The sequence below is a fragment of the Nocardia sp. CWNU-33 genome (genome assembly GCF_046764895.1).
Taxonomy (GTDB): domain Bacteria; phylum Actinomycetota; class Actinomycetes; order Mycobacteriales; family Mycobacteriaceae; genus Nocardia.
On record NZ_JBKOQN010000005.1, the window covers coordinates 317,908 to 331,980 of the forward strand.

Consider the following 14,073-nt stretch of genomic DNA (forward strand, 5'->3'; position numbering starts at 1 on the left):
ATGTCGATAACCGTGCAGGCAACGGGCGCCACCGGACTGACCACGGCGCAGGTCGCGCAACGTCGCATCGACGGGCTGACCAACGACGTCCCGGACCGGGCCAGCCGATCGGTGCGCGAGATCGTCAGGGCCAACGTCTTCACCAGGATCAACGCCATTCTCGGTGTGCTGTTCATCCTGATCCTGGCCACCGGGTCGATCATCGACGGCATGTTCGGCCTGCTGATCGTCGCCAACAGCGCGGTCGGCATCATCCAGGAGATCCGCGCCAAGCGGACCCTGGACCAGTTGGCCATCGTCAGCCAGGCCAAACCGGCGGTGCGTCGCGACGGCAAGTCGTTGGAACTCGCGCCGCGCGAGGTGGTGCTGGACGATCTGATCGAGCTCGGGCCCGGCGACCAGATCGTGGTCGACGGCACAGTCGAGGAGTCCGCGCAGCTCGAGGTCGACGAATCGCTGCTCACCGGTGAAGCGGACCCGGTGGACAAGAGGATCGGCGCGCAGGTGATGTCGGGCAGCTACGTGGTGTCCGGCAGCGGTGCCTACCGTGCGACCAAGGTCGGTCGCGACGCCTATGCGGCGAAGCTGGCCGAGGAGGCGAGCAAGTTCACCCTGGTGAAATCCGAGCTGCGCAGCGGCATCGACACGATTCTGAAGGTCATCACCTATCTGCTGATCCCCGCGGGGCTGCTGAGCGTGTACAACCAGCTGTTCTCCAGTAAGGAGAGTTGGCGGCCCGCGGTCAGCGGCATGGTCGCGGCACTGGTGCCGATGGTGCCGGAGGGCCTGGTGCTGATGACCTCGGTCGCCTTCGCGGTCGGCGTGGTCCGGCTCGGTCGGCGCAAGTGCCTGGTGCAGGAGCTGCCTGCGATCGAGGGTCTGGCCAGGGTGGATGTGGTGTGCGCCGACAAGACCGGCACGCTGACCGAGAACGGGATGCGGCTGTCGGACATCAAGGTGCTCGACGACGCCGACGACGCCGAGGTGCGCAAGGCGCTGGCCGCCCTGGCCGCCGACGATCCGCGCCCGAACGCGAGCGTGCAGGCGATCGGCGAAGAACTGCCCGACGGTCCCGGCTGGCAGCACACCGCGGTCGCCCCGTTCTCCTCGGCGAAGAAGTGGAGCGGGTACTCCTACGGCGAACACGGCGACTGGCTGCTCGGCGCTCCGGATGTGCTGCTCGACCCGACATCCGACGATGCCAGGGTCGCCGAGGAGCTCGGCTCCTCCGGCCTGCGGATCCTGCTGCTGGCACGCAGCGACCGCGCCGTCGACGCTCCCGACGCTCCGGGCGTTGTGACACCCGCCGCGCTTGTGGTGCTCGAACAGAAGATCCGGCCCGACGCTCGCGAGACGCTCGAATACTTTGCCGGCCAGGACGTCTCGATCAAGGTGATCTCCGGCGACAACGCGGTGTCGGTGGGCGCGGTGGCCTCCTCGCTCGACCTCCCCGGCGGCGACCACGCGGTTGATGCCCGCGAATTGCCCGATGGCCGCGACGAGCTCGCCGACATCCTGGAACGCGAAACCACTTTCGGCCGGGTGCGTCCAGACCAGAAGCGAGCCATGGTGGGCGCCTTGCAGTCTCGCGGTCACACCGTCGCCATGACCGGTGACGGCGTGAACGACGTGCTCGCGCTGAAGGATTCCGATATCGGCGTCGCGATGGGGGCGGGTAGCCCCGCGACTCGCGCGGTCGCGCAGATCGTGTTGCTGGACAATAAATTTGCGACGCTGCCGTACGTGGTGGGCGAGGGTCGTCGGGTCATCGGCAACATCGAGCGGGTGTCGAACCTGTTCCTCACCAAGACCGTGTACGCGGTGTTGCTCGCCTTTCTCGTCGGGCTCGCCGGGGTGGGTTCGCAGATCTTCGACTATGCGCCGATCCCGTATCCGTTCCTGCCCCGGCACGTCACGATCGCGGCCTGGTTCACCATCGGTATCCCGGCGTTCATTCTGTCGCTGGCGCCGAACAACGAGCGGGCCCGCACTGGCTTCGTCCCTCGGGTGCTGCGACTGGCCATTCCCTCCGGCGTGGTGATCGGCATCGCGACCTTCGTGTCCTACCTGATTGCCTATGCCGGACCGCATGCGAGCGAGCAGCAGAAGGAGCAGGCGGGCACCACGGCGCTGATCACGCTCATCATGATCGCGGTGTGGGTGCTGGCCATCGTGGCGCGGCCGTACGTGTGGTGGAAGATCGTGCTCATCACGTCGTCGGTGGTGGCGTACCTGTTCCTGTTCACCGTTCCGTTCACCCGCCACTTCTTCAAGCTCGACCCCTCGAACATCCGGCTCACCACCGCGGCAATCATCTGTGGCGCCATCGGTATCGCGCTCGTCGAAGCCGCCTGGTGGATCAGTGCGGCACTGCAGGGACAGCGGGGCCAACTGCTTCCTGCCACCCCCAGCGGCGGCGCCCGACAACTGGACATCTGACTCGCCGCGCCGCGAGATACCTTGTGCGAGGCGAGTATTCGGTGTTGGAGTACCTTTCGAATATGGAGGTACTGCTGCACCAGATCGACGCGTTCGCTGACGCACCGTTCTCGGGCAACCCAGCCGCGGTCATGCCGCTGTCGGCGTGGCTGCCGGATGCGCTGCTGCAAAATCTGGCCGAGGAGAACAACCTCGCCGAAACTGCCTTCTACACTGCGCAGTTACCCCCGGACGCCGGCGCGCGACCGGGGGAGTGGCCCGTATTCCACCTGCGCTGGTTCACCCCCACCCTCGAAGTGAACATGTGCGGCCACGCCACCATGGCAGCGGCGGCTCAGGTTCTCGAAGACATCCACCCCGGTGAAGACCGGGTGAGCTTCTTCACTCGCAGTGGCTGGCTACATGTCGACCGGACCGACGATGACGAATACGTGCTCGATCTGCCCGCGCTCGAATCCAGGGAGATAGAGCCCGATCCAGTGCTGATCGACGCACTCGGTGTGCGCCCGGTGCGCGCGTTCACCGGATTCGACGAGGTGATCGTCCTCGGCTCCGAACAGGAAGTGCGCGACGCCCATCCGAACTTCGCGGCCTTCCCGCCCCTGGCATTCGACGCGGTCATCACCGCCCGCGGTGAGTCCTCCGATATCGTGTCCCGGGTCTTCGGACCGGATCTCGGAGTGATCGAGGACCCGGTCACCGGATCGGCACACGCCCAGCTGGTTCCGCTGTGGACCCGCGAACTCGGCCGCACCGAGCTCACCGCCCGCCAACTATCCCATCGCGGCGGCAGCATGCGCTGCGAGCTCGTCGGCAACCGTGTGCTGCTCATCGGCCGTTGCCGCCGGTACCTCGACGGCGTGGTGACGATACCGGACTGAGCGGCATGAGATCCCTGGTTGCGTAGACGCTTCAGCAGGCACCGGCCGCCGCCGGCGCTGCGTCGTTGTCATCGATCGGGGAGCGGGCCGTCGTCCGGGCCGGGCAGCACTACATCGTGCTGGTCGGGCAGCAGCGGGACAACGGCGAAGCTGCCGGATACGGCGTCCGGCGGGAGGGCCTGGACGGCGCGGATTCCATTCTGGACGGAAAGGTCTCGGAGGTGGGGGAGTCGGCCGCGGACGACGAGGCCGACGGTGCATGCGCAGTGTGCACGGAGTCGGGCCGCCGAGAGCGCGACAAGGTGGGCGGAGCGTTCGTCGGAGACCAGTGGCGCGAGCAGCTGCCAGGCCGCGTTGTCGGCCGAAGCGACGGCCACCGCGTCACCCGCCGGGACCGCGACGGCGACCATCGGGGCGTGGACGCGGGAAATCTGGACCTGATGGATCACCTGGGCGATGCGGAGTCCGCCGCTGTGGGCCGGAATCTGTTCGGGGGTCAGTGTTTCGGTGAACGACACCAGGGCCCAGTGCTCGTCGGTATCCGTGCCCGTGAGCGAGTCATGGGCGCGGGCAAGGTATTCCGCGACCGGCTCGCCCCGTTCGGGGCCGAGCCGATCGGTGGCGACGCCGGAGGGAACCGGCGGCCGCAGCGCGCCGAGCACCGCCATGACCGCGACCAAGCCGACGGCCGCCGCGGCGACGGCGAGAGCGCGCCAGGGGTGGAACCGAGAGTCGGGGTCAGGCATTGCGCAGGATGTCGAGCGCGTTCTTCAAGTCCGCCGGGTACTCGCTGGTGATCTCCAGATACCGGCCGTCGGCGGGGTGATTGAAGCCGAGCGCGCGGGCATGCAGCCACTGGCGTTCCAGGCCGAGGCGTTCGGCGAGGCGCGGGTCGGCACCGTAGGTCAGGTCACCGCAGCAAGGGTGCCGGATCGCGGAGAAGTGCACCCGGATCTGGTGGGTACGGCCGGTTTCCAGGTGGATGTCGAGCAGGCTGGCCGCTTGGAACGCCTCGACAGTGTCGTAGTGGGTGATGCTCGGGCGGCCGTCGGCGGTGACCGCGAATTTCCAGTCGTTGCCGCGGGCCCTGCCGATGGGGGCGTCGATGGTGCCGCTGCTCGGATCCGGATGTCCCTGCACAAGGGCGTGATACCGCTTGTCGATGGTGCGCTGCTTGAAGGCGCGCTTGAGCACCGTGTATGCCCGCTCGGATTGCGCGACCAGCATTACCCCGGAGGTGCCGACGTCGAGCCGGTGCACAATGCCCTGGCGTTCGTGTGCGCCGGAAGTGGAGATGCGGTAACCGGCCGCGGCGAGTCCGCCGACGACCGTCGGCCCGTGCCAGCCGACCCCGGGATGGGCGGCGACGCCGACCGGCTTGTCCACCGCGACGATGTCGTCGTCGGCGTACAGAATGGTCAGGCCCTCCACGGCTTCGGCCTCGATCGTCAATTCCCGCTTCGGTTCCGGGAACTCGACCTCCAGCCAGGCGCCGCCGACGAGTCGATCGGACTTGCCCGCGGCGATACCGTCGAGCTGCACGGAGCCCTCCTCGGCCATCGCGGCCACCGCGGTGCGCGACAGGCCGAGCAGCCGTGAGAGCCCCGCATCGACGCGCATACCGTCGAGCCCGTCGGGCACCGGCATGGTTCTGGTTTCCCTCATGCCGCGTTCTCCTGTCCGGTGTTCTTCGGCTTGCTCTCGGAATCGCTGCCGTCCGGCACGTCCCCTTCGGTCGCGGTGTCGCCACCGCGTCCGGTCCGACTGCCGTCGGGTTCGAACCCGAACACCGTCAGCACCACCAGCAGGATGGCGCCGCACACGATCGCGGAATCGGCCACATTGAAGACCGGCCACCAGCCGATCGCGACGAAATCGACCACGTGCCCCTGCAGCGGGCCCGGTGCCCGGAATACTCGGTCGACCAGGTTGCCGAGCGCGCCGCCGAGCACCATGCCGAGCCCGATCGCCCACCACAGCGAGCGCAGCGTGCGCCCGATGCGGATCACCCCGATCACCACGCACGCAGCGACCAGCGTCAGCAACCAGGTCATGCCGGTGGCCATGGAGAACGCCGCGCCCGGATTGCGCACCAGCGACAGACGGGCGAAATCGCCGATGATCGACACCGGCTCGCCGGGTTCCAGCTGGGCGACCGCGATCGTCTTGGTGAGCAGATCCAGCCCGAGCAGCACCGCCGCGATGATCAGCAGGGTCCGCAGCCGCAACGGTGCGGCCGCCGCAGCCTCGGTCGATAGCTCGGGAGTCGATGGCGTTGGTTCTGTCGGTGGCGCCGCCTGGTCGGCAGTGCCCTTTCGAGCCACCTGCGCGCTGTCGCCAGTGGGGTCTTTCTCGGTCGGCCGGTCGTCACTCACGACGACCATCATCTCTCGAGCAAGCATGGCCCTGTTGCACGCGGTCTCCTGCATGTCCCAGCTGACACTCAGGAAGCGGTCGTACTCTGATCCTCGTGACGGTGTTGTCTTCCCCCCACGCCCCTCGGGTCGCGCGCTCGGGTGTGCTGCTGATGGTGCTTGCGCTCGGGCTTTCGGCGTTCGGTGTCGGTTGCAGCGATGGGACCGAGGCGCGCAACGAATCCGACGGCACCGAGCCGCTCGGAATCGGTAAGGAAGTGACGGTGCCGATCTCGGTGGCGGTCACCACGGTCGTCTCGCCGGGCAGCGAGCCGCGCGCCTTGCTGCGCCCCAGCTACCAGGCAGGCACCGCGCAGCAAGTGACCTTGCGCACCGACTACCGCATCGCGCAGCAGATCAACGATCAGCCGTCGCGCGATTTCTCCACGCCCGCGCTGACCATCCCGATGACCGCGCGGGCGGGTAGTGACGGCGTCGACCTCACCCTCGGCACCATCACGAGCCCGGACCCGTCGCTCGCCAAGGCACTGACGGCCGCGGATGGTTCCCACGCCGGTTTCGATATGAGCGAGCTCGGCGCGATCACCGCACTGCGCCTGGAGCCATCGCCGGATACCTCTAATGCCGCGCGAGCGGCCCTCGAGCAGGCCTTCTATCAAGCGGTCTACCGCTCGATCGCGTTCCCCGACCAGCCGGTCGGCGAGGGTGCGGTGTGGACGGTCCGCCAAGAGGTGACCGGCGGCGTCGCGCTCGACCAGGTGACCACGGCAACGCTAACCAAACGCGAGGGCGACCGGCTGACGATCGAGCTCGAGGTGACGCAGCAGCCGCAGACGTCGGTGTGGATGATGCCCAATAACGCGGGGACGCTCGACATCCAGGACTACGTCATGCAGGGCACCGGAACGATCACTGTCGACCTGGGGCTGCCGCTGCCGGTATCGGGTTGCATCACTGTGGGCGGGCATCAGGCCTACCGTGACGCGCGCAGCGCCAGCATGCTGCAGCAGACCATCAATACGCAGGTGTCGTGGACGGAATGAGCCGATGAATCGCGGGCCTGATGCCTAGATCGGTGGGATCGGGCATTTTTGCCCGTGGCCGGTAATAGGCTCGGCGTGTCCGACACATCGCCTTCTACCGGAGGTCAAACATGTCCGATGTCAAACCCGTTCCCGATGGATATCCGGTGGTCTCGCCCGGATTGGCTATCGACGGCGCTGCGGCGGCCATCGATTTCTACAAACAGATTTTCGGTGCGTCGGAGCGAATGCGCATGCCCGGTCCGGACGGCAAGATCGCGCATTGTGAACTGATGTTCGGCAGTTCGGTCGTCATGCTCGGGGATCCCGCTCCCGATATGGGTTTCCTCGACCCGAAGACCGTCGGAGGAACTCCGGTCAATCTCCACGTCTACGTCGCGGACGCCGACGCCGCTTACACCGCCGCCTTAGCGGCCGGTGCCAAGCAGCTCACCCCTATCGCCGACCAGTTCTACGGTGACCGCAGCGGCTCGTTCGAAGACCCGTGGGGGCACCGCTGGACGGTGGCCACCCATATCGAGGATGTCCCGCCGGAGGAGATGGACAGGCGTATGGCCGAAATGTTCGGCACTTCCTGACCGGCGGCTTACCCCAGCACCACCGAATCGCCCTCGACGTGAACGTTCTTAGCGGCGAGGGGTTGGGTCGCGGGCCCGTTCACCACCGAGCCGTCCAGGCCGAACTTGCTGCCGTGGCAGGCGCAGTTGATGGTGCCGCCGGAGACGTCGGCCACCTTGCAGCCCGCATGCGTGCAGACCGAGGAAAGGCCGACAAAGGTGCCTGCGCTCGGCTGCGTCACCACGGTGTCGCCGCTGATCACGCCGCCACCGACCGGGACATCTGCAGTATTGGTGATGGCATTCGGGTTGGGTTGCCCCGCAGCGGCATTCGGGCCGGGTGCCGCTGCGGTCGCGGGCTTCGGTGCGGGTGCCGCTGCCGATTCGCTCTTGCCGTAGGTGCTGCACGCGGTGAGCGCGGCCACCGCGCCAGCGCCGGCCACCACAGTGCGTCGCCGGAGGATGAATTCGTCGATCGTCATGGGTCGATCTCCTTTCAGAAGGTGATGCCGTTGTGCTGGAAGAACCACAGTGCCGAGGTGAGCCAGACGCCGACCAGCCCGCTGAGCGTCAGGCCGCCCGCAACCGGAATCACCCAGCCGGGCAGGCCCTTTCTGGTCAGCAGCAGCATCTTGGCGACGAAGGCGCCATAGAAGAAGCAGCCGAACAGCGAGTGCAGCAGCACCCGGGTCTGATAGTCCTGAAACGACGAGCAGGACAGCGGCCAACCCGGCCACCGCCCCGAGGGTGAGCAATGGTCCCAGACGTTTCATAGGGTCTCCTCGATGCGCGGCCGTCGAAAGACCGGCCGAAGCGATCCCCGAACCGCACGCTGCGCCGGCACCGCTGTCTCGCATTGTCTACGTGGTAGACCACCCGAGCGGTTCGATCCGACATTCACGGCACCCGTCGATCGGCGTGTCATGCCTGCGTGTTTGCTGGTCAGGAGGCTGGAAGCAGCCGGTACGCCGTGCGTGCGGTACGCCTCGAATGTGCAGGCGCGACGGCGGACCGAGCAATGGAAACGGCCATGGTCCCCGGGCCGAAAAGTGGGCAGCTGTCGTGGCAGTTACGGGCGAGCCGCGGCTCAGGAGAGCGCGCGATGCGGTGCGGCCGACCGGTGCATGTCCGGGGCTGTCAGGTCGGACGGTCAGCTGAGATCGGACCGGCGGTGCGTCGTGCTGTCTGGCTTGGGGCCAGTGCCTCGGCGGCCGCACTCGTGCTCGCAAACGAGTGCTCGCGGTTGTGTTTCCGGCGGGTGATCGTTGCAGTTCACCCGGCTGCGGGGTCAGTTCGGCGGTGAGGGGTCGTGTTGTCGGTGCGGCTGGTGGTGCCTCGGCCGCATTCGTGCTCGGAATCGGTGCTCACGGACGCGCGGTCGGCGGATGGCTATCGCAGTTCACCTGGTTGGGTGGTCAGCCATGGTCGGCGGCGACGGTGGGTCGCGGTGTCGGTGCCGAGGCGGCCGCAAGCGCCCGCGCTGCACCCGGTGTCAGTTTCGCGCCCGCCGCGTGGGCTGCGGTGAATGCGGGATCACCGAGGGCTGCCCGGACGATCCTGGTCGGGCCGTCGATGTCCGGGCGTTCGGCGGGGAGCAGGGCGATGCCGTTGGCCAGGCGGACGGCTTCGGCGGCACCCAAAAGGTGTGCGGCGGCGTCGTATTCGCCGAGGCCAGCGGTGGCGGTGGCCAATCCGGCCAGGGCGAAAGCGGTGTCGCGTGGGGCGGCGATGCGTTGGGCGCCGTCGAAGGCGGCGAGGTGGAGGTCGAGTGCGGCTGCGGGCTCGCCTCGCTGTTCGAGGAGATAACCGAGTTCGACTTGGAGCATGGGGAGGAACAGTGGCGTTTCTTCGGCGTCGGGCGGGGTCAGTGCCAGCAGTTCGCGCAGGATGTGTTCCGCGACATCGGGTTTGCCGTCACGCCGGGCGGCGAAGGCGAGCACGACCGAGGCGAAGAGGCGGCCGGGACCGTAGCCGTGTTCGGCCGCGATTCGCTGCGCCTGCGCACCGAGCGCGGTGGCGCGGTCGAAGTCGGTGTGCTGCATGGTGATCCAGCCCAGCCAGCACAGGTGGGTGCACACCTGGCCCCACAGTTCCAGCTCCTGGGCAAGGCCGAGCGCCTCGGTGTGGATGTCGGTGGCGACGGTCAGGTCGCCCGTCAGTTCCGCGAGGCCGCCGAGCCATTCGGCAGCCTGTAGTCTGCCCCAGCGGTCGTCGATTTCGGCGAAGATCCGCGCCGCTGAGTGGGCATTGTGCTCCAACGCGGTCAGATCCACTCGGCTGTGCGCGGATTTCGCCAGCGCCACGTGCGCGGCCGCGATACCCCAGCGGTCACCGAGCTGTTCGCACACCGGAAGCGCCCGGCGCACCAGTGCTTCCAGCTCCGGCAGGTCGCCGGACTCCAGCGCGGAGAAGGCGAGGAACAGCTCGGCGCGAGCCCGCCCCGCCGGATTGTCGACGGTGTCATAAACCGCGAACACCGCGGCGCGCTTCGCGGCACCGTCGGTGAATTCGCCTTGCTGGAACGCGAGCCCGGTATTCCACGCGAGAGCCGGTGCGCGATGCTCGGGCGCACCACCCAGTGCGAGCGCGGCATCGAACCATCGCCGCGCCTCGTTCAACCGCCCGCGCAGCAGCCAATACCAGGCCAGCGCATTCACCAGCCGCAGCGCATGGTCCGCATCATTCGCCCGCACGAATCCGTCCAGTGCGGCCCGCAGATTCGCATCCTCGCTGTCGAGTCGATGCAACCATCGCTGCTGGTCCGCGCCATACAGCTCCGGCGAAGCCCGTTCGGCCAGCCGCAGGTAATACCGGTGGTGGGCCCGGGCCGCCGCGGCCGCTTCGCCCGCCTCCGCCAGTCGATCCATGCTGAACGCCGCCACCGACTCGAGTAGCCGAAACCGCCTGCCCGTTGCGTGTACCAGCGACCGATCCACCAGTCTCGCAACAATATCCGCGACCGTGGACAGCTCGAGCCGGGTAGTGGTGGTGTCCCCGTCGATCCCTTCCGCACACACCGTTTCGGCGGCGTCGAGGGTGCAGCCGCCCGCATGCACAGCCAGTCGGCGCAGCACTGCCCGCTCGTTGTTGTCGAGCAGACCCCAGCTCCAGTCGATCATTGCGGTGAGGGTCTGCTGGCGTGGCGGGGCGCCGCGATGTCCGGTGGCGAGCAGCCGGAAACGATCGTCGAGCCGGGCCACCATCTCGTGCACACCGAGCGCCCGCACCCGGGTCGCAGCCAACTCCAGGGCCAGGGGAATGCCGTCGAGTCTGCGGCACAGGGTGGCGATCGGTGCGGCGGTGTCGGTGTCGAGGACGAAGTCGCGGGCGCTCGCACGGGCCCGGGTCAGGAAAAGCTTTACCGCGCTGGACTGTTCGAGCTCGGTGAGATCGGCGTCGCGGGTCGGCACGGTCAAGGGCTCCACCGCGACGATGTCCTCACCGGGCAGTCGCAGCTGCTCGCGGCTGGTGGCGAGGATGTGCAGCTTCGGGGCGGCGCCGAGCAGCAGTTCGGCGAGGTCGGCCGCGTAATCGACGACGTGTTCGCAATTGTCGAGGACCAGCAGCAGTTCTTGATCGGCGAGTGCCTCGCAGAGCAGCTCCGCCGGATCGGCGCCGTCGCTGGCTCGGATGCCGAGCACCTGCGACACCGCCTCGGCCAGCCAGGTCGACCCGTCGGTCGCGGTCGGTTGCAGCGGCGCCAGCTCGACCAGCCAGGCGCCCTGAGGAAACCGTTCGGTCAGTCCGGCAGCCGCGGCGAGCGCGAGCCGGGTCTTGCCGACGCCGCCGGGGCCGGTCAGCGTCACCAGCCTGGTGGCGGAAACGGTGTCGCGCAGCCGAATCAGATCCCCGTCGCGGCCGATCAGCTCGGTGCGCTGGGCCGGGATATTGGAATTGCGCCGCCGTAGTACTGTTTCCGGTCGCGGCGCGGCGAGCTGGAGCTCCTGCCCCAGAATCGAGCGGTGCAGAGCAACAAGTTCCGGACTCGGGTCGAGGCCCAGTTCGTCGGCCAGCTGTCGACGCAGGTCCTCGTAGCTGTCGAGGGCCTCGGCCTGGCGGCCCGCACCGTAGAGTGCACGCAAATATCCCGCGCGCAACCGTTCGCGCAGTGGGTGTTCGCGCACGAAGGCCGCGAGATCGCCTGCCACCAAGCGATATTCGCCGAGTGACAGTCGCGCCTCCGCGAGTTCCTCGACAGCGACCAGCCGCTGTTCCTCCAGCTGGGCGATGGCGGGTTCGGCGAAGGTTGCGTCCCGGAAGTCGGCGTATGCGGGGCCGCGCCACAGACCGAGCGCTTCGGTGAGCGCCTGGACGCGCGCGGCCGTGTCCGTGGTCGCACGGGCAGTGGCCACCAGTGAACGGAAATGCAGCGCGTCGACGTCGGTGCCGCCGAGGCGATAGCCGGGTGGTGGCGACACCACCAGCTCGCGGCCACCGAGCTCGGCATCCTCGAGCGCCCTCCGCAGCTGCGACGCCTTGGCCGCCAGCGTGCCTGCGGGGTTTCCGGGCGGGTCATCGGCCCAGATGTCGTCGACGAGCCGATCCGCCGAGACCGGCTGTCCGCCGTTGACCAGCAGATCTGCCAGCAGCGCCCGCACCTTGGCGCCCGGAATGGGGACGACCGTGCCCGCCGCCGTCCAGACCGTCAACGGACCGAGCACACCGAAACGCATACTCGCAGCTTAAGCGGTGGACGCACGGGCGCTCGGCACCGGAATCCGACCGTAAACAAACCGGAAGGTGCACAGCCCAGAGTTGGTCCCAACGAACAACACCGACCACCGAAGGAACCGACATGAAACTCCGCACCGCATTCGTCGCCGCTGCCCTCGCCGCGACCGCCCTGCTGTCGGGCTGCTCGGGCGCCGACGACGCGCCGACGCCCGCTCCGGCCGCGGCTCCCGGCGCCTACGCCGATGTGAACGGCCTGCACATGTATTACGAGGTGCACGGGACTCCGACCGCGCAGCCGCCGTTGGTGTTGTTGCACGGCGCGTTGTCGGGCATCGGCACCGACTTCGGTCAACTGATTCCGGAACTGTCCAAGACCCGCCAGGTGATTGCCGTCGAACAGCAGGCACACGGCCGCACCGCCGACATCGACCGCCCGCTGCGCACCCCGCAGATGGCCGAGGACACGGTGGCGCTGCTGCACCAGCTCGGCGTGCAACGCGCAGACATCTTCGGCTACAGCATGGGTGCCGGTGTCGCACTGGAGATTTCGCTGAAGCACCCCGAGCTGGTGCGCAAACAGGTGCTCGCGGCGGGCGGCCTCGACGCCAACGCGATGCACCCCGGGCTGCTGGACGGCCTTGCCGAACTGCAGCCCGAGATGCTGCACGGTTCGCCCTTCTACAACGACTACATGAAGAACGCGCCGCGTCCTGAGGACTTCCCGCGGTTGGTCGCGCGGGTCAAGGATCACGACCAGAACGCGTTGCCCGCTTTTGCGGCAGCGGCGGTGCGTCAGATCACAGCGCCGACGCTGACGGTGATCGGCGACTCCGACATCGTCAGGCCCGAGCACGCGGTCGAGATGTTCCGGCTCTTCGGCGGCGGCATCATGGGCGACACGCCCGCAGGCCTGCCGAACGCGCAGCTGGCCATCCTGCCCGGCACCAGCCACGTCACCCTGGTGCACCGTCCAGAACTGTTGCTGCCGATCATCCCTGCCTTCCTCGAAGCACCCGCACAGGATGTGCGGTGAGCGAGCTCGGCGATCGAACCGTGAATGCGGCGGTGGGCACTGACGAACCGGGCGCCGGCCCGGCCCCGGCGGCGCCCACCGCGCGCCCGGTGCGGGTGACGCTGATCCTCGGCAGCACCCGCACCGGGCGATTCGGGCCGACGGTGGCGGGTTGGTTCGCGGGCCGATTGCGCCGCCGTCGTGATGTCGAGCTGGACACCGTCGACCTCGCCACCGTCGGACTGCCCGATCGGCTCACCGATCACGACGAACAGGTTCCCCCGACGGTGCGCGAATTGGGCCAGCGTTTGGCCGCCGCCGACGCCTTCGTCGTGGTCACGCCCGAATACAACCGAAGCTTCCCGGCGGCTGTGAAGAACGCCATCGACTGGTTCGACAGCGAATGGGCCGCCAAGCCGGTGACCGTCGTCAGCTACGGCCGCGAATCCGACGGCAGCCAGGCCGCCGCCCAACTGCGGCAGGTGTTCGGCGAACTGAATGCCGTTCCCATTCGCCGCACCGTCCCCATCGCCAAGGTGTGGCAACGCTTCGCGGCCGACGGCAGCTGGCCGCGCCGCGATGCCGAGCTCGACGAATCCGTCAATGGCGCAGTGGACCAACTCCTCTGGTGGGCCCGCGCATTGCGCGACGCTCGCGCCAGTGCACCGTTCGTGCAGTGAGAACATCCCGATCCCCGGCCGCCCGAGCTCGACGAGTGGCAGCCTCCGCGGGCGCCGTCCGAGGCTAGCGGGATTCGAGTTCGAAGATCTGACGCGGGCGGCATTCACGTTCGTCGAATGTGGCGTCCACGCCCGCGCTGAAAACGGCGGCGAACGCCGCCGAATACGTGTCGTCGGAATCCCATGCGGCCGTCGAGACGACGGCGTCTCCTTCGCTCGTCACCCAGCACTCGGCGGACAGGCAGCCCGGCGACGAGCGCAGGACCGCGCGGACCTTGTGCACCCGGGCGACGAACTCGTCGAAGTGTGCGGGTACCGGGTAGTGGAAGGCAACAAAACCGACTGTCATCCGACGTGCCTCTCCTCGGCGAAAGCATCGGTGCTTTCGCAATTTGATTGTTTAACAACAACT

General features: G+C 68.0%; 12 protein-coding genes and 1 pseudogene. 6 read left to right on the top strand and 7 right to left on the bottom strand.

Translation table 11 applies throughout. The features are described from left to right. Positions 1 to 2,439 carry an HAD-IC family P-type ATPase gene (locus tag ACLMAL_RS09235; protein ID WP_411998679.1) on the top strand — a complete coding sequence of 813 codons (2,439 nt, stop codon included), beginning with the start codon at positions 1 to 3 and terminating at the stop codon, positions 2,437 to 2,439. A 62-nt stretch (positions 2,440 to 2,501) separates the two neighbouring features. Continuing rightward, positions 2,502 to 3,320: a PhzF family phenazine biosynthesis protein gene (locus ACLMAL_RS09240; RefSeq protein ID WP_328411439.1), complete on the top strand. Its 819-nt coding sequence runs from the start codon at positions 2,502 to 2,504 to the stop codon at positions 3,318 to 3,320. 68 nt (positions 3,321 to 3,388) lie between these two features. Here the strand turns inward: ACLMAL_RS09240 and ACLMAL_RS09245 are convergent, their stop codons facing one another. From ACLMAL_RS09245 to lspA, 3 genes are read right to left on the bottom strand one after another with little or no spacing between them, the layout of a single operon-like run. Continuing rightward, entirely contained in the window at positions 3,389 to 4,066 is a 678-nt protein-coding gene (locus ACLMAL_RS09245; RefSeq protein ID WP_411998680.1) for a hypothetical protein, read from the bottom strand. Then, positions 4,059 to 4,985 carry an RluA family pseudouridine synthase gene (locus ACLMAL_RS09250; RefSeq protein WP_411998681.1) on the bottom strand — a complete coding sequence of 309 codons (927 nt, stop codon included), beginning with the start codon at positions 4,983 to 4,985 and terminating at the stop codon, positions 4,059 to 4,061. The genes ACLMAL_RS09245 and ACLMAL_RS09250 overlap by 8 nt, the downstream gene beginning before the upstream one ends. After that, entirely contained in the window at positions 4,982 to 5,704 is a 723-nt protein-coding gene (gene lspA / locus ACLMAL_RS09255) for a signal peptidase II (protein ID WP_411998717.1), read from the bottom strand. Before lspA ends, ACLMAL_RS09250 begins: the two co-directional genes overlap by 4 nt. Positions 5,705 to 5,847: 143 nt before the next feature. Here lspA and ACLMAL_RS09260 point away from each other — a divergent pair, with 143 nt between their 5' ends. Continuing rightward, a complete protein-coding gene (locus ACLMAL_RS09260) occupies positions 5,848 to 6,738 on the top strand; it encodes a hypothetical protein (RefSeq protein WP_406239395.1) in 891 nt (296 codons plus the stop codon). A gap of 110 nt (positions 6,739 to 6,848) precedes the next feature. Next, positions 6,849 to 7,316, top strand: coding sequence for a VOC family protein (locus ACLMAL_RS09265; protein WP_328411443.1), 468 nt, complete (start codon positions 6,849 to 6,851; stop codon positions 7,314 to 7,316). 8 nt (positions 7,317 to 7,324) lie between these two features. Here ACLMAL_RS09265 and ACLMAL_RS09270 read toward each other — a convergent pair whose 3' ends face one another. From ACLMAL_RS09270 to ACLMAL_RS09280, 3 genes and pseudogenes are all read right to left on the bottom strand, one after another. Further along, a complete protein-coding gene (locus ACLMAL_RS09270; RefSeq protein WP_411998682.1) occupies positions 7,325 to 7,777 on the bottom strand; it encodes a ubiquinol-cytochrome c reductase iron-sulfur subunit in 453 nt (150 codons plus the stop codon). 14 nt (positions 7,778 to 7,791) lie between these two features. Then, a pseudogene (locus ACLMAL_RS09275) lies at positions 7,792 to 8,001 on the bottom strand (DUF6529 family protein); the annotation flags it as partial. A gap of 709 nt (positions 8,002 to 8,710) precedes the next feature. After that, positions 8,711 to 11,968 carry a BTAD domain-containing putative transcriptional regulator gene (locus tag ACLMAL_RS09280; RefSeq protein WP_411998683.1) on the bottom strand — a complete coding sequence of 1,086 codons (3,258 nt, stop codon included), beginning with the start codon at positions 11,966 to 11,968 and terminating at the stop codon, positions 8,711 to 8,713. Positions 11,969 to 12,090: 122 nt separating this feature from the next. On the opposite strand from ACLMAL_RS09280, the gene ACLMAL_RS09285 reads away from it, so the two are divergent. Beyond that, a complete protein-coding gene (locus tag ACLMAL_RS09285) occupies positions 12,091 to 13,002 on the top strand; it encodes an alpha/beta fold hydrolase (RefSeq protein WP_411998684.1) in 912 nt (303 codons plus the stop codon). Then, positions 12,999 to 13,661, top strand: coding sequence for an NADPH-dependent FMN reductase (locus ACLMAL_RS09290; RefSeq protein WP_411998685.1), 663 nt, complete (start codon positions 12,999 to 13,001; stop codon positions 13,659 to 13,661). Before ACLMAL_RS09285 ends, ACLMAL_RS09290 begins: the two co-directional genes overlap by 4 nt. A gap of 64 nt (positions 13,662 to 13,725) precedes the next feature. On the opposite strand, the gene ACLMAL_RS09295 is transcribed toward ACLMAL_RS09290, so the two are convergent. After that, positions 13,726 to 14,010 carry an antibiotic biosynthesis monooxygenase gene (locus tag ACLMAL_RS09295; RefSeq protein ID WP_411998686.1) on the bottom strand — a complete coding sequence of 95 codons (285 nt, stop codon included), beginning with the start codon at positions 14,008 to 14,010 and terminating at the stop codon, positions 13,726 to 13,728. Between the last annotated feature and the right edge of the window lie 63 nt (positions 14,011 to 14,073).